The following is a 14,714-nucleotide window of genomic DNA, read 5'->3' on the forward strand; positions in this document are numbered from 1 at the left end:
CAGGCTCCCGAAAAGTCTCACCCATCCCCGATATCGGTAAAAAAATTAATACTTTCATACAGTTAGAGAAACTACGTCGAGTAACGCTTGAAATAATCGGGTCCCGCAAAACCTCACCTTAACGGTTCTGTCCGAACAACCGTTATCAGATTCCAGCATCGCAGCACTCTCCCGTAAAAACTCACCATCGACGAATCAAGGCCTTGCGATCCTTCTTCACCAATCAAGCTGTGTAGGCTTTTCCACGGAAGTAACCACAAACTTCCTCCCGAAAAACCTCACCTGGAGGGATTTTTCGCATCCGGATGAATCCCGAAAACACTCACCTTATGGCTTGGCGGTGAGTTTTCCGATCATCATCCAGCTCCCCTTGGCAGCCTCCCGTATAGGCTCACCTTGGCACCTCGAAGTCTCTCGCCTGGTTCTTTCGGCACCTCAAGGGCTTAAAAATATGGAGTAGCTCCCGCAAACCCTCACCTTAGGGTAATCAGTGCACAAAATTCGGGCATAAAAGCGGGCGATTCCCCGAAAAGCCTCACCTTGGGTACGCGTTTTCTCCTGCGTTGTCTCACCGAGGGCTTCCGACGCCCCAAATCTGCGCCAAAAAGAGGGACAAAAAGCCCTCCCGAAAGCGCTCACCGCACCGATCTCGAGTCTGTGAGATCATTTTTACGTCCAGTGGGCCTGCACGGCCCGCCAGGTCCCGCAAAACCTCACCTATCATTAGATGCCGTCTTGTAAGCGTCTCCTGAAGCCGCTCACTCACTGTCCCGCAGGTCCTCACCCCGGTCCCTGAACCCCATCACCCGACCATCCTGCAACTCCTCACCCAGTCTCCCGTAAAGCTTCACCTGACTACCCGCAAACCCTTGCCTGGTAAGGCTCTGCCGTGGCGTTAACGTTTTTAATAAGGGTTCAAGGGTGTTTACTTTTATTACTCTCAAGAATTCCCACCCCGCGCGTCCTTCGGACAAGCCGGAATCACACACCCGCCCCGCATTCCGCTTCGTGAAACAGTCTCTGCACGACTGGAAAGGCAAAAAACTCTTTTCTATCCAATGGGTTATTGGCTATTCTTAGTTTTGTTTCACGGAAATTCCATCAAAGGCAACTATCGCAACGTTCACTTTCACTAAATCGGTCACCGATCAGCACGAATGCATCGCACCCCGATAAACTTGTAGCAAATGCTACGTAAATTGTTATGATTCATCGAAATCGAGCAACCTCGAGGTGTAAATGAATCTGGACGAAGAGCGTCAGGCGATCCGCCGGGAGCTGGAATCGATGCGTGAGAGCGGTGCACGCCGGCAAGAATTATCGCTTCATGCCTGCAAGCGTCTGTTTTTTGATCTCGGCATTCGGCCGTCCATGGCAGCGGTCCGGGATCTGACCCAAACCGGAAGTGCCAGCGATATCCCCAAAGACATTGATAGCTTCTGGGAACGGATTCGCGGTGCATCCCGTGTTCGAATCGGTGCTGGAACTATCCCGAAAGCACTTGAAGATCGCGCGGGTGAATTACTCGGGGCGTTGTTCGAGGAAGCCATCGAACACGCGCGCTCGACCCTCGACGGCGAACGCGAGGACATCCAGGCACAGATCGCCGCCGCGGAACGCGAAACGAGAGAAGCTGAGATTCGCCGGCAGGCGTCGGAAGATGCGATTCGTCGAAGTGACGCACGTGCTGATGCCGCCTGGGAACGGGTTCGGATGCTCGAAGCGGAGCTGGCCACAGCCAATACCCACGGCAGTGTTCATCAGGACAGTTTGCAGGCAAGCGTTCGGCGTCTCGACGCCGAAAACGAGGCTCTCCGCAAACGTCTCGAAACGGAGCAGTCCACCAACGCCGCGCTGCGCGACCGCATCGATACATTGCATATCGAACTGCGTCAAAGCACCGAGCATTACGCGCAACAGATCAAGGACGCCGTGGCCGAGGCCGAGCGCCGCGTCAAGCCCATGCTTGTTGAGCTCGATTCGTTACGTAGCATGGCGGCGACCTACCAGTCCGGCGTTCGCGATGCCAGCCGGAAAGAATTCGAGTTTATCCAGCAAATCGCTGCGGCAAAAGCGAGAGGCGACCGGCTGGACGCTCAACTGCGCGAACAGTCCGACGAGCTCGATGCGCTGACGGGTGAAATTGCACTGCTACGCGCGCAGCAAGGCGTAGATCCGGAAGTCGCCGCCCTGTTGTGCACGCTTGCCAATACCGGCCGCTTGAGTGCCGATGACCTCGCGACGATCGGCACGGTTGCCGACGGTCATGTCACGCTTCCGTTGCGTTGTCCAAAATGCGAGGAAGGTGAACCCGAGCTCTCTGAAGTCGATCACCGGTTCGAACTTCAGTGTCCCGAGTGTGAGCACTCGTCAGGGCTCGGACATTCACGGCTCGAGGCCGTCACGCGGTTTTTGGCCGTTAGGCCGGTGAGTTCCGTAGCGTAACCACACTCACTTCACCTCGTGGTCATCTCGGCATCCGGCGAAAGGTGAGGTAATTCGGGACCGGAAAGGTGAGCCTTTCCGGGCTGATTTTCACACTGTTAACCAGTCGAAGGCCCGCCCCGCGGACTTGTCCTTCCAGAGGGCCCGGTGGAATCTGCCTCGTCGCAGGTCGGAATTTTCTGCTGATCCGACCATGCCTTCCATGCCCGATGGAGTCGAGCCGCGGAAACCGGCTGCATAAATCCTAGCCACTCACCTACCAGATCCGGCGCGACGCCCGTCTCAAACAGATCGGCGGCGAAGGTATTGCGTAAGGTTTGCGGACTTGCCCGCGATTCGCGCGACTCGGCGAAGCCAGCAGCGTCGATCAATGCATCGATAGAACGCAGCATCGTTGCCTTGTGCATTGGCCGTCCAGAGGGAGACGCCGGAAATACGAGATTGCCGGCGAGTTCACACAGGCGCCGCTCCGCGAGCCATGCGTCGAGCGCAGCGATAGCAAATGGCGATAACCGTGTGCGCCGGGTCATCATTGGATTGGGTGACTCGACTATGACCCAAGGCGACCCCGCTACAACGCAACTAACCGTAAGCGTTCGAGCTTCACCTGTTTTCAATCCTCCACCAAGAAACACAGCAATCAACGCCCGATCGCGACGTTCCCTCCAACGTTGAGCCGCAGTGAGGTCGGTCACCGGCGAGAACAGATGGGCGATCAGTAGTGCTCGCTCGTGGGTAGTAAGAAAACCCGTGGGCTCGTTGTCGCGTGCATTGCGCCAGGCGGCCTCGCCGTCCTGCGCGATAAATCGCGCGGGGTTCGTTGAAGCGGATTCGATCTCACGAACGTGGTCGAGCACCCGTTCGATCAAACGTAAATACCGTACACGCTGCGGTTTTCGGATTGCCAGTCCGGCAACAAAGTCGGCAATGGTTTTTCCGTCGACGGTGATCAGATTGGCATGCCTAACTTTTAGCCAGTCAAGAAAGAGTCCCCACTGTGCCTGGTACACCTCGGCCGAAGATCGACGAAAGTGCTGTTTGGCGAGCCATGCGTCGAAGGCGATGCGAGGATCGCGACGCCAGTCTTCGCGTTCCTGGTCGAAGAGATCGGTAGCTGGGATGTCTCGGTCGGCGGAGCCGGGCGAGTGGGGAGAGGCCATGAAATGATTTACTGTTAGTTGCGTATTATTGTAGGTCAGTCTACTCCAGACCGAGAACAAATCTATCTAACAAACCAGGGCGGACCCGCCCGATCCCTGGGACTCACCCACCCCACGCCCGTGCGCGGCGAGGCGCGCCGCGAGTGGGCGCCGCTTGCGCGGCCCTGCGATAGGCCTCTTCATATACACATACCGCAAACGCGAACACGGCCGGCAAAGCGTTCGACGCGCCGAAATCCACAGGCTCGTCAGTTTCCGGATAAGGAAGCGCAGAAGGACGCTGGAACAACCCAAGCATCAGCGCGTCGTGCCGGCCGGCGAAACCAAGGTCAGCGAGCGCTTCCGCCTCGATGGCGTGCAGTAGCCGCCAGGTTAACGGTACTTGCTGGACGATATAGCGAGCAGCGACGCTGCGGACGATGTGTTCAAGATCGCGCGCCGCGGCCTGGAAACGCAGCGCAGCCAGGCCTTGGTCGGCATGATGAGATGTGAGTTCGTTCATTTCGGCTCCGGTCAGTCCGCGTATACTGTACAAATATACAGTATCCAAAGCAACCTCGGCCGAACGGCCAAGTACTCAAGCGCGTGTGTTCATTCCGCCCGCATATCAGGACTGGAGGAGGTACAGCGCGGCCGTGCCCGCCGACTATCCATGAATCACCACGAGTAAAGCCTTCGCCTCGCTTTTCCCGGCATTGCGGATAGCGTGCGGTTCGTCTGCGACGTAGCGTGCCGTATCTGCCGCCTTTAACCGCCTGGTGGTACCGGCAGCCTCGATCTCGATCGACCCATGCAGCACAGTCAAATGTTCGCGCGTGCCCGGTTCATGCGCATTCGAGACCAGCGCTCCGCCAGCCTGCAGCGTCAACTCGTACCACTCGAACTTGCCCGCCAGCTCGATCGGCCCCCACACGCGCAACTGATATTTAGCGTCGTGCCCGCTCAACGTCGGGATTTCGTGCGGACCCGAGACGGCGATCGCCTCGGGCGCCTTTTGCGGCGCGAACAGCGAATCGAGACTGACGCCCAAAGCGTTGGTTAGCCGCCATGCCACCGCGATGGTGGGATTGGCCTTGTCACGCTCGATTTCCGACAACATCGACTTCGACACGCCGGCCGCGCGCGACAGGTCATCGAGCGTCATGCGGCGTTCGCTTCGCAGCCGCTGGATCTGTTCGCCTACCCGCGGCGGTGCCGCGACAGTTTGGGCTAAAGTGGGTGCAGCGCCGGTTGCTGCGCGCCGGGTTCCCGAACTTGCCATTTTTTGACCTATCGTTTAAAGTTGTTCGACATACCGAACTTAAGTTCGAAAAATCGAAATTGTTCGATAAAACCATTATCCGACTATAGCAGGCCGCCACAGTGCCGAACATCACGGCCACGCGGTCCACCGCCCCTACAGGAGCCCGATGTATGCGTGAACCCTACCTCGCCCATTTGCGCAGCACGCTCGAGCAGATCCGTTCCGACGGTTTTTACAAGACTGAGCGCGTAATCGCCAGCCCGCAATCGGCTGACGTGCGGCTCGCAAACGGAACCGACGTCCTGAACTTCTGCGCAAATAACTACCTAGGTCTTGCCGACGATGCGCGCCTGATCGAAGCCGCCAAAGACGGACTCGATCGCGATGGTTTCGGCATGGCGTCGGTGCGTTTTATCTGTGGCACGCAGACCGTTCACAAGGAACTGGAGCAGGCGCTCGCCGCGTTTCTGCAAACTGACGACTGCATTCTCTACTCGAGCTGTTTCGATGCGAACGGTGGCCTGTTCGAAACGTTGCTCGACGAATCGGATGCGATCATCAGCGACGAGTTGAATCACGCCAGTATCATCGACGGTGTGCGGCTGTCGAAGGCCAAGCGCTTTCGCTACAAGAACAACGATCTCGCCGATCTCGAAGCAAAACTGAAAGAAGCCGATGCCGCCGGCGCGCGCTTCAAGCTGATCGCCACAGACGGCGTGTTCTCGATGGACGGCATCATCGCCAACCTCGCCGGCATCTGCGATCTGGCCGATCGTTACGGCGCGCTGGTGATGGTGGACGATTCGCATGCGGTTGGATTCATTGGCGAACACGGCCGCGGCACACCGGAGCATTGCGGCGTGCTGTCGCGCGTCGACATCATCACGGGCACACTCGGCAAGGCACTGGGCGGCGCATCGGGTGGCTATGTGGCGGCACGCGAGGAGATCGTCGAACTGTTGCGGCAACGCTCGCGTCCCTATCTGTTTTCCAACACGCTCACGCCAAGTATCGCTGCCGCTTCGCTCAAGGTGCTTGAACTGCTCGCGAGCGCGGAAGGCGCCGAACTGCGTGATCGCGTGCGGGCCAACGGCGCGCATTTCCGCAGCAAGATGAGCGCGCTCGGCTTCACGCTGGTTCCGGGCGAACATCCGATCATCCCGGTGATGCTCGGCGACGCGCAACTTGCCTCACGCATGGCAGATGAACTGCTGAAAGAAGGCGTGTATGTGATCGGCTTTTCGTTCCCGGTGGTGCCGAAGGGCCGCGCGCGCATTCGCACGCAGATGAGCGCCGCGCACACGTCCGAACAGATCGACCGCGCCGTGGATGCATTTGCACGCGTCGGCCGTTCGCTCGGCATCATCTGACCAGGAGGCGCATATGAAAGCACTCGCAAAACTCGAACGCGCTCCCGGCCTGACGATGACGGATGTGCCCAAGCCCGAAGTCGGCCATAACGACGTGATGATCCGCATCAAGCGCACGGCCATCTGCGGTACGGATATTCACATCTGGAAGTGGGACGACTGGGCGCAAAAGACGATCCCCGTGCCGATGCACGTCGGTCACGAGTATGTCGGCGAGATCGTCGAAATGGGCCAGGAAGTCCGCGGCTTTGCGATCGGCGATCGCGTTTCGGGCGAAGGCCATATCACCTGCGGTTTCTGCCGTAACTGTCGCGCGGGACGCCGGCATCTGTGCCGCAATACCGTTGGCGTGGGCGTGAATCGCGAAGGCGCATTCGCGGAGTATCTGGTGATTCCGGCGTTCAATGCCTTCAAGATTCCGCCGGAAATCTCCGATGACCTCGCCGCGATCTTCGATCCGTTCGGCAACGCCACGCATACAGCGCTGTCGTTCAACCTGGTTGGTGAAGACGTGCTGATCACGGGTGCAGGTCCGATCGGCATCATGGCGGTGGCGATTGCGAAACACGTCGGTGCGCGCAACGTCGTGATTACCGACGTCAACGATTACCGTCTCGAACTCGCTCGCAAGATGGGCGCGACACGTGCGGTGAACGTCTCGCGCGAATCGTTGCGCGACGTGATGGCCGATCTGCACATGACCGAAGGCTTCGACGTCGGCCTCGAAATGTCAGGGGTGCCAAGTGCATTCACCAGCATGCTCGAAGCCATGAATCACGGCGGCAAGGTTGCGTTGCTCGGCATTCCTCCTGCACAGACGGCGATCGACTGGAACCAGGTGATCTTCAAGGGTCTGGAAATCAAGGGCATTTACGGCCGCGAGATGTTCGAGACCTGGTACAAGATGGTCGCGATGCTGCAAAGCGGGCTGGACCTGTCGCCGATCCTCACGCACCACTTCCCTGTCAGCGATTACCAGCGTGCCTTCGCCACGATGCTCTCGGGAGAGAGCGGCAAGGTGATTCTAGACTGGACCGTGTGACTTCTACTGCACCACGCCGCACCGCACCGCGCGGCGCCCCTCAGGCGCCCGCGGCCGGCCGGACGAATTCCGCCTGAATCCGCACGTGTACGTCGTCGCCCACGGCCGGATACCACGTCGCTAGCCCGAACTTCGACCGGTTGAACGTGCCCTCGGCGGAAAAGCCGAGCGTGTCCTGTTTGGTGAGTGGATCCGGGCCGAAGCCGTTGAACACCACATCGAGCGTCACCGGTTGCGTCGCTCCATGGATTGTCAGATTGCCGGTGAGCTTGCCGCGCGCGTCGCCGGTCCGCTCAAAACCGGTGCTGACGAAGTGGATCTGCGGATACTGTGTCACGTCGAGCACGCTGTCGCTTTTGACCTGCTTGTCGAGTAGCGGCACGTTGGTGTTGAGGCTGGCAGCGTCGATGTTCACGTCCACCGAACTCTTGTCGAGGCCGCCCGCGTTCCAGTCAAGCTGGGCGGTGGCGCGGTCGAACCGCATCGTGAAGCGCGAATACTTCAGATGCTCGACATCGAACGTGACGCTCCAGTGATGCGGGTCGAGCGTGTACTGGCCGGTCGGCACACTTGCTTCGGTCTGCGTGACCGAGTGCGTGACGACCTGCAACGGCGTACACGCGGCGGCCGTAGCGACCGCCGCAATCGACAACGCGCGCACCAAAGCTGCACGAACAGCGTCCTTCTTCATCGTTTTGCTCCCTGATTCGGCCCACGCCAGGATAACGCAAACCGTACGCCCACGCCCAAGCGTTCATTCGTTCATCGACCGGGCGCTTACGGTGCACTTTCAGGTTAACGCTGCCGACGCCAGAAAAATTCCCACGGGCGAATTTTTCTTGACGAAGGAGAATGATCGTTCTACCCTTCGTCCATGGCTACTTCAACTGAACCGCTCATCTCCGGCAGCGCACGTGAACGCCTGCTCGACGCTACTGAGGCGCTGATCTACGCCGGCGGTATCCACGCAACCGGAGTGGACGCGATCGTCCGGCAGTCCGGCACGGCTCGCAAAAGCTTCTACACGCACTTTGGATCGAAGGATGCGCTGGTCGCCGCAGCGCTCGAGCGACGCGACGAACGCTGGATGAACTGGTTTATCCAGGGCACGTTGCGCCATGGAGAGAGCACGCGCACGCGTCTGCTCGGCATGTTCGACGTATTGCGCGAGTGGTTCGCCTCGGCGGATTTCCACGGTTGCGCGTTTCTGAATGCGGCGGGCGAAATCGCCGGTGCGGAGGATCCAATCCGCGTCGTCGCGCGCGAGCACAAAGAACGCCTGCTGGTCTTCGTGCGAACGCAGTGCGACGAATACATGGCCGAGCGCAACGTCGCAGACAGTGATCAAGCGGCACGCCTCGCGCGTCAGTGGCTGATCCTGATAGACGGCGCCATTGGCGTGGCGCTGGTGAGCGGCGAACCCGACGCGGCATTGGATGCGCGTGCGGCCGCAGAACACTTGCTCAACGCGATAAACGCGCCGAGCGTGCAGAACCGGGAATCCACCCACGCACGACCGCCTTCCCGACGTGCGCCCACCTGACCTTTGGAGCAATCACCATGGCTGACCCAATCGAAACCCGTCCCCCTGTGCCGCCTTTCACGCGCGAAACCGCGATCCAGAAAGTGCGTGGTGCCGAAGATGGCTGGAATACCCGCGACCCTGAACGCGTATCGCTGGCTTACACGCCGCAGAGCGTGTGGCGCAATCGCGCCGAATTCGTGACGGGCCGCGCGGAGATTGTCGGACTGTTACGCCGCAAATGGACGCGAGAGCTCGACTATCGCCTGATCAAAGAGTTGTGGGCTTTCACGGACAATCGCATCGCCGTGCGTTTTGCGTACGAGTGGCACGACGACGCCGGCAACTGGTTTCGCTCATACGGCAACGAAAACTGGGAGTTCGACGAGCACGGCCTGATGGCGCGTCGCCACGCGAGCATCAACGATCTGCCGATTCGCGAAGCGGACCGTCTCTACCATTGGCCGCTGGGACGCCGTCCGGACGATCATCCGGGACTCTCGGACCTGGGGCTGTGAGCGCGAGCGAGCGACACTTCAGACAAAGGCCGCATGAGCACGCGGCCCGCTACTCAAAGGTGAGCGCCTGAGGGCGTTCACCGATCTGCCACTGCTTTCCGCTATTGTGCTGACTGGGCGCGGCTGCGCAGGCTGCGTGCCCATCTTTCCGAGCGTCGCCTCAACACTGACCGTACGGGTTGAGGTACAGTGCGCGACGGACGGCCAACCAGACAATTACCAGCACATTCAATACGCCGGCGCTCGACCGGTGGCGGAGAACATATGCATTTGCGGCAGACCAGCAACAACATCCGGCGCTCGCTCGTGGCGCTCGTCGCCAGTTTTGCGGTGGCATCCACCGCTCACGCGGCGGACTGGTGCGTTGGTGGAGTATGGTTTGACGCGATGCTCGGTTCGTATCACATCGATCCTGATCCCGGCACCCACTTCAACGAGTTCAATCCCGGCCTTGGCGTCGAGTGCTGGTTCAACGGCGAATGGGGGGTAACGGCAGGTGGCTTTCGCAACTCGCTGCGGCGCCCTTCGTACTATGGCGGCGGCCTGTGGGCGCCGGAGTTTGCGCATTGGGGCTTCGTCAGACTCGCGGTGATCGGCGGCATTATCTCGGGCTACAACTATGGCAACTGGGGTTTGGGCCGCAATCACACGGTTGGACCGGTGGCGGCGCCGATCGTAATGTTCGACTACAAGCGGGTAGGGGCGAACCTGATTTTTATCCCACCGATTCCATCCGATCAATTGCCGTTCACCATTGGGTTTCAGGTGAAGTACAAGTTTTGAGGCGGGTATCGCGGGACAATAAAGTTGCGACTTTTGGAAAATTGCCTAAAACGGACAATAAAGTTGCGACCACAGATCTCACGATATGGAATTTGACCTTGTCAGCCATAGCTGGAGCGGGCGCCGGCAATAGGAGCACAAGATCCGAGCAAGGCAAATCTCGCCAATTTTTCTCCGTTACGGCCACTCACTAAATTCGCTTTACTAAATAAAAGTCTCGACTTCCCTTTGTGCATAAGGGGTCCGAGGAGAGTGTGCAAAAAACTGGCGTATGCGAATTGTCCATTCGTAAGCCTCACAGTTGTTGGGTAACCGTCCGACCCTGACCGTATAGACGGCCGATGAAGGCGAAGCCATGCTTTCCTGGGGCACAAATGTGACTGTGTCCACAAAGGAATCATGGAATGAAATGAACGGTCCCCTCCCACCGCTGACGGCCGTACGATGATCGCGCGTCGCAGCGAGACCCAGGCAACCCTTCGAGATAGGAGATCATCAGGATCTTGACAGGCAAACCGGAGAATCAGAGATGACGCATACGGCAGTCGGTGTTGATATCGCGAAGTACGTTTTCCAGCTTCATTGGGTCGAGCCCGAGACTGGCGAGATTGTTCGCAAACAGATCAAACGCGCAGCGTTTCTCGAACACTTTTCGAATCGCACGCCTTGTCTGATCGGAATGGAAGCGTGCAGTGGTGCGCATCACTGGGCGCGGCGGCTGATAGAAATGGGGCATCAGGTGAAGGTAATGCCCGCCAAGTTCGTCAAGGCGTTTGTGACAGGAAACAAGAATGACGTGGCTGATGCCCGGGCGATCTGGATGGCACTTCAGCAACCAGCGAAAGCGGTCGCCGTAAAGACTGAGGCGCAGCAGGCGGTCTTGGCGATGCATCGCATGCGGCAGCAGCTCGTGAAGTTCCGAACGATGCAGATCAACAGTCTGAGGGGATTGCTGACTGAGTATGGCGAAGTAATGGGCAATCGCGTCGACGAACTGTTGCCATGGGTCGTCGCCGATCAGCTTCACCACGCCGCCGCCTGACTCAACACGCTGTCAAGAACGGTCGCGGTCGGACGGTTACGTTGTTGGCGAAGTCAATCGACTCGGAAGCACTGACGACAAATACCGACCACGGACGAAGCGACGGTGTTTGCGGGCAGAAGCCTCGCGCGCGGAGAATGCTGGCTCGGCGCAGTTTGCGTCGAGGGCTGCTGGTAGCACTTAGAAGAGTCGCCGTCCATTTTGACGGTTCGTCTCCCCTGTGTGCCAGGCTTGTGAAGGGGGGCGGTTACCAACTGAGTCATGGATGCTATGCACTGTCATTTGGTGCTGCCAAATCAATACTCCGCACGGGATACTTCGAACCCGCAATATTTCACCGGTTCAAAGCCTTGCGGATAGGTGAGTGCTTCAAGGATGGTGAGGGATTCCAGGTAATCGAGGTGAGCGATTCCCAGAGACGAAGAGACCTTGAGCGAGCGGTTAGCCAATACAAAGTGAGGATTTCCAGGAGCCGGTGCCGGCGGTATGAAGCATCTGTAATCAAGTTCCCATTCCGCCACGGTGATACATCGAGGAACCGTTGTTTCACCGGTTCGAAACCTTGTGAATAGGTGAGCGCACCCAGGATGGTGAGGACTTCCAGGAGACGACGTCACGGAGGTGAGCAATTTCCGAGGCGAGGAAATCTCGGAGGACTGCTCGCAAATACAATAGGTGAGGATTTTCGGGAGCCGCTGACGCGGGATAACGCGGAGGTGGGTAAAATTTATATTTCGCCAAGGGTGATACATCGAACACACGCTATTTCACCGGTTCGAACCTTTGCAAATAGGTGAGCGCATCCAGGATGGTGAGGACTTCCAGGAGACGACGTCACGGAGGTGAGCGATTTCCGAGGCGAGGAAATCTCGGAGGACTGCTCGCAAAAACAATAGGTGAGGATTTTCGGGAGCCGCTGACGCGGGATAACGCGGAGGTGGGTGAAATTTATATTTCGCCAAGGGTGATACATCGAACACACGCTATTTCACCGGTTCGAACCTTTGCAAATAGGTGAGTGTATCCAGGATGGTGAGGACTTCCAGGAAGCGGCATCATGGAAGTAAACGGTTCTCAGAGGTGAGATCATATTGGCGATGGTTAGCAAATACAGCGGACGTTCGTCAACCGACTCCAGGCGCCCGTTCACCCCTCCGCGACACAGCTACGCCCGCTCACTGTCTCAGACCAGTCATTCGTCGACGCCAACAGCGAAGAGTTGCTGCCCACTTTGACGAACAAGTGCTTTCGACCCGTGAAAAATTAATCGACTTGGGCATTCGGCTATGTCCAACTACAAGCTAACGACAGTCGTCGACGTTGGTCTGTTGATCATGAGAGATGGGTGCAAATGATTTGCACCGTTAGGTAGTCTGATTCGAAAAAAATCAAACGTGAATATCCATACCGCAGCGTCGCGCGCTCAATTCCTTTGAAAATTGGCGCTCGTCGGTTGAAGTGCGGCGCCTTTGCTCGACCTTCTGAATTGCAATCGCGGCGGGCAGGAGGGAAGCTACTGATGTAAGCGGCGCAGCCGGTCTTATGCCACGATCAGTGTGTTGCCAAGTTATGGTGGCGTGTTCCGACCAGCACGGGTACGAAGGCGGCGAGGGTCACCGCAAATTTGCGGCAGTCAGCGGGACGCTCGACGACTTTCCAAAGAAATGACGAGCCTACGATGTTGATTCCGACGAGTATCGGCGACAGGAGGATGGCCCGGTCCGTGCCATGAGGTGAGACTCGTTAAGCGGGCTGTTCAGTGCGCCCGCTTTTCGATCGCGGTACGTGTATGTCCGACATGCTTTTCTCCAATCAAAGTCCGGACGTCGGCGTCAAAACAGTCAAGGGGCGCTGATAAGTTTGCGGAGAACGGAAATTGCGACGACATCAAATGACGCCGTCTTGAACTGCCGAGTGTAAGGGACTACGTCATCGCTACCAAGGGGATCTCGCTGGCAAGTCCCGCGACGACACTGCTGGCAGTTGATATGAAATTGACGTAGGTGTTGATATTGCTTTGTAGTTGCGTAAGTTCATCCGTGGACTGCTTGAAATCGTCAGTCAACGCCTCGTAGGCGCTATTGGAGGCTGTCAGGCCAGCCGTTGAGATCGCGTTGACATCTCGCTCTCTGGAGTTTCCGGAAAGGGGTTCTACCTTGCGCATGGCTTCTGCAATCTCACGCTCTACGGACAGGCGCTGGCGCTTGACTGTCTCGCCGCGACCCGCGCCGCCCCGGTTCCGCACGGCTTTCTTCATCATGCACTCTTGTTTCGGCAGGCCGGTCGAGGACGGATTGCAGCTAGTCAGGTCGAAGCTTCTTTCCCACTGTCAATAGCGGCAAAGCCCTCACGCAGCAAGGCCTCCTGCTTCTCGAACAGTGCCGGATTATTCTTTCTGAGCTTTTCGAGATTGATGAGTTTCCACCTTATGGGCGGCAGTTTGCTCAGGTGCTTGTAGGGCATCAGGGACCAGTCGGGTTCGGTGCGAAGCAGGGAAATCAGGAACTGGCGGTGTGGTTCGGTCAGGGCGGTCGGCAGTTCCCGATGCGGACGCTCCTGCGTCGCTTCGAGTACATCAAGACCGACAGTCTCGATCGTCATCCCGACGAAGTCACTCTCGTAGACGCCTGCCATCGAGTGCCTATGGTTAAACAACACTTCGTGACGGGTAAGTTTCGGGTTCTTCACGACCACATCGATGTCGACAGAGAGGCGAGGCATCTCCTGCAAGAACAGGTTCAACGCGGTTCCACCTTTCATCGCGAACAGAGGGGTGATGATCGGTGCGATGCCCAGCATCAGCCGGACGGTGTCTACGTAGATTTCGTTCGTTCTGGCTTGAGTGTTATGCGGCCATTTTTTGTCTGATTCGACCATCTTTTCCCGGCGCCAAGACGGTCCACATGCTTCTGAAGTCCTCGAGCCCACGAAAAATCGGCCTCAAGTCCGAGGTCACGGACGAGCCTGACAACCTTCACCCGGTGGCAGTGGCTCAAAAACTCGTCCAGCACGTCAGCGCGCAGGTTACGCAGGCTCACCATCAGGTTGCCCGCTTCCTCAATCGACTGACCTTTGCCAATGTCGCTGGCGAGTTCCAGCATGGCTCGCTCGGGTACCGACACCTTGACCTCCGGGTCACCAGCAGGGAGCGGCTTTAGGCCTTTTTCGTAGGGCAGGTCGTCGTCAAACAGGGCAGTGGTCTGAAATGAGTAGATCAGGTGCCGGTCCACCCAGGAGGGGATGCGATAGGGCTTCTGACCCCACAGCACAATATTTTCGCGAAACGCGATGTTGTGACGCACGCCTTGCCAGGAAAGGGCTGTTTTCCCCCCAACGTGAAGACCGGCGATGCGTCGAGTCAGGTACGCGATCGAACCGTCCCTTGTCGGAATGTCCCCGGTCAAAAGGTAGACGCCCTGCGAGAGCCGTTGCAGCCACCCGGATTTGACCATATGCGCCGCGAGCGCAGCGCTGATGCCCATGTTCCGGAGCATGTCTGAATCGATAGGATGACCGCGCCGGCTTTCCTGCATCAGCCGCTGGACTGTTTTGTTGCTCATCAGTTTTTTCTGGATGCGTTATCTGGATG

At 58.1% G+C, this 14,714-nt stretch carries 13 protein-coding genes and 1 pseudogene; 7 read left to right on the plus strand and 7 right to left on the minus strand.

Going from position 1 to position 14,714, the window contains the following annotated elements; translation table 11 throughout:
• The first annotated feature begins 1,239 nt into the window (after positions 1 to 1,239).
• The gene (locus P3T20_RS16900) at positions 1,240 to 2,445 is read left to right on the plus strand and encodes a DNA-binding protein (RefSeq protein WP_429287426.1); all 1,206 of its coding nucleotides are present in this window, start codon (positions 1,240 to 1,242) and stop codon (positions 2,443 to 2,445) included.
• Positions 2,446 to 2,543: 98 nt separating this feature from the next.
• On the opposite strand, the gene P3T20_RS16905 is transcribed toward P3T20_RS16900, so the two are convergent.
• The 3 genes from P3T20_RS16905 to P3T20_RS16915 form a co-directional block, all read right to left on the minus strand.
• Entirely contained in the window at positions 2,544 to 3,605 is a 1,062-nt protein-coding gene (locus tag P3T20_RS16905) for a tyrosine-type recombinase/integrase (RefSeq protein WP_429287461.1), read from the minus strand.
• 103 nt (positions 3,606 to 3,708) lie between these two features.
• Positions 3,709 to 4,107, minus strand: coding sequence for a DUF2471 family protein (locus P3T20_RS16910; RefSeq protein WP_429287427.1), 399 nt, complete (start codon positions 4,105 to 4,107; stop codon positions 3,709 to 3,711).
• A 144-nt stretch (positions 4,108 to 4,251) separates the two neighbouring features.
• On the minus strand, positions 4,252 to 4,866 hold the full coding sequence (locus tag P3T20_RS16915; RefSeq protein WP_074266899.1) for a helix-turn-helix domain-containing protein: 615 nt from the start codon (positions 4,864 to 4,866) through the stop codon (positions 4,252 to 4,254).
• Between the two features lie 152 nt (positions 4,867 to 5,018).
• On the opposite strand from P3T20_RS16915, the gene P3T20_RS16920 reads away from it, so the two are divergent.
• Together P3T20_RS16920 and tdh are read left to right on the plus strand one after the other, a co-directional pair.
• Positions 5,019 to 6,218, plus strand: coding sequence for a glycine C-acetyltransferase (locus P3T20_RS16920; protein WP_429287428.1), 1,200 nt, complete (start codon positions 5,019 to 5,021; stop codon positions 6,216 to 6,218).
• Between the two features lie 13 nt (positions 6,219 to 6,231).
• Positions 6,232 to 7,260 (plus strand): L-threonine 3-dehydrogenase, encoded by a 1,029-nt coding sequence (tdh, locus tag P3T20_RS16925; protein WP_429287429.1) that lies wholly within the window; start codon positions 6,232 to 6,234, stop codon positions 7,258 to 7,260.
• A 40-nt stretch (positions 7,261 to 7,300) separates the two neighbouring features.
• On the opposite strand, the gene P3T20_RS16930 is transcribed toward tdh, so the two are convergent.
• Complete coding sequence (locus P3T20_RS16930) at positions 7,301 to 7,951, minus strand: YceI family protein (protein ID WP_429287430.1); 651 nt, start codon at positions 7,949 to 7,951, stop codon at positions 7,301 to 7,303.
• A gap of 183 nt (positions 7,952 to 8,134) precedes the next feature.
• Here P3T20_RS16930 and P3T20_RS16935 point away from each other — a divergent pair, with 183 nt between their 5' ends.
• The 4 genes and pseudogenes from P3T20_RS16935 to P3T20_RS16950 all read left to right on the plus strand — a co-directional run.
• Entirely contained in the window at positions 8,135 to 8,803 is a 669-nt protein-coding gene (locus P3T20_RS16935; RefSeq protein WP_429287431.1) for a TetR/AcrR family transcriptional regulator, read from the plus strand.
• A gap of 17 nt (positions 8,804 to 8,820) precedes the next feature.
• Complete coding sequence (locus P3T20_RS16940) at positions 8,821 to 9,300, plus strand: DUF1348 family protein (protein ID WP_074266894.1); 480 nt, start codon at positions 8,821 to 8,823, stop codon at positions 9,298 to 9,300.
• A 264-nt stretch (positions 9,301 to 9,564) separates the two neighbouring features.
• Positions 9,565 to 10,083 (plus strand): hypothetical protein, encoded by a 519-nt coding sequence (locus P3T20_RS16945; RefSeq protein WP_429287432.1) that lies wholly within the window; start codon positions 9,565 to 9,567, stop codon positions 10,081 to 10,083.
• A gap of 529 nt (positions 10,084 to 10,612) precedes the next feature.
• A pseudogene (locus tag P3T20_RS16950) lies at positions 10,613 to 11,095 on the plus strand (IS110 family transposase); the annotation flags it as partial.
• Positions 11,096 to 13,049: 1,954 nt separating this feature from the next.
• Here P3T20_RS16950 and P3T20_RS16955 read toward each other — a convergent pair.
• The 3 genes from P3T20_RS16955 to P3T20_RS16965 are packed head-to-tail and all read right to left on the minus strand — an operon-like array spanning position 13,050 to position 14,685.
• Positions 13,050 to 13,385 carry a hypothetical protein gene (locus P3T20_RS16955; protein WP_143787646.1) on the minus strand — a complete coding sequence of 112 codons (336 nt, stop codon included), beginning with the start codon at positions 13,383 to 13,385 and terminating at the stop codon, positions 13,050 to 13,052.
• Between the two features lie 44 nt (positions 13,386 to 13,429).
• Positions 13,430 to 14,002, minus strand: coding sequence for a nucleotidyl transferase AbiEii/AbiGii toxin family protein (locus P3T20_RS16960; protein WP_083611572.1), 573 nt, complete (start codon positions 14,000 to 14,002; stop codon positions 13,430 to 13,432).
• Positions 13,939 to 14,685: a type IV toxin-antitoxin system AbiEi family antitoxin domain-containing protein gene (locus P3T20_RS16965; protein WP_074266890.1), complete on the minus strand. Its 747-nt coding sequence runs from the start codon at positions 14,683 to 14,685 to the stop codon at positions 13,939 to 13,941. The genes P3T20_RS16960 and P3T20_RS16965 overlap by 64 nt, the downstream gene beginning before the upstream one ends.
• Positions 14,686 to 14,714 lie beyond the last annotated feature (29 nt).

The sequence above is a fragment of the Paraburkholderia sp. GAS206C genome, from assembly GCF_050435645.1.
In the GTDB taxonomy this organism is placed as follows: Bacteria; Pseudomonadota; Gammaproteobacteria; order Burkholderiales; family Burkholderiaceae; genus Paraburkholderia; species Paraburkholderia phenazinium_B.

What these genes read in the sequence shown, in the direction of transcription:
- P3T20_RS16900 (WP_429287426.1), top strand. Translation starts at nt 1,240, where the DNA reads ATGAATCTGGACGAAGAGCGTCAGGCGATCCGCCGGGAGCTGGAATCG.
- P3T20_RS16905 (WP_429287461.1), bottom strand. Translation starts at nt 3,605, where the DNA reads ATGGCCTCTCCCCACTCGCCCGGCTCCGCCGACCGAGACATCCCAGCT.
- P3T20_RS16910 (WP_429287427.1), bottom strand. Translation starts at nt 4,107, where the DNA reads ATGAACGAACTCACATCTCATCATGCCGACCAAGGCCTGGCTGCGCTG.
- P3T20_RS16915 (WP_074266899.1), bottom strand. Translation starts at nt 4,866, where the DNA reads ATGGCAAGTTCGGGAACCCGGCGCGCAGCAACCGGCGCTGCACCCACT.
- P3T20_RS16920 (WP_429287428.1), top strand. Translation starts at nt 5,019, where the DNA reads ATGCGTGAACCCTACCTCGCCCATTTGCGCAGCACGCTCGAGCAGATC.
- tdh (WP_429287429.1), top strand. Translation starts at nt 6,232, where the DNA reads ATGAAAGCACTCGCAAAACTCGAACGCGCTCCCGGCCTGACGATGACG.
- P3T20_RS16930 (WP_429287430.1), bottom strand. Translation starts at nt 7,951, where the DNA reads ATGAAGAAGGACGCTGTTCGTGCAGCTTTGGTGCGCGCGTTGTCGATT.
- P3T20_RS16935 (WP_429287431.1), top strand. Translation starts at nt 8,135, where the DNA reads ATGGCTACTTCAACTGAACCGCTCATCTCCGGCAGCGCACGTGAACGC.
- P3T20_RS16940 (WP_074266894.1), top strand. Translation starts at nt 8,821, where the DNA reads ATGGCTGACCCAATCGAAACCCGTCCCCCTGTGCCGCCTTTCACGCGC.
- P3T20_RS16945 (WP_429287432.1), top strand. Translation starts at nt 9,565, where the DNA reads ATGCATTTGCGGCAGACCAGCAACAACATCCGGCGCTCGCTCGTGGCG.
- P3T20_RS16955 (WP_143787646.1), bottom strand. Translation starts at nt 13,385, where the DNA reads ATGATGAAGAAAGCCGTGCGGAACCGGGGCGGCGCGGGTCGCGGCGAG.
- P3T20_RS16960 (WP_083611572.1), bottom strand. Translation starts at nt 14,002, where the DNA reads ATGGTCGAATCAGACAAAAAATGGCCGCATAACACTCAAGCCAGAACG.
- P3T20_RS16965 (WP_074266890.1), bottom strand. Translation starts at nt 14,685, where the DNA reads ATGAGCAACAAAACAGTCCAGCGGCTGATGCAGGAAAGCCGGCGCGGT.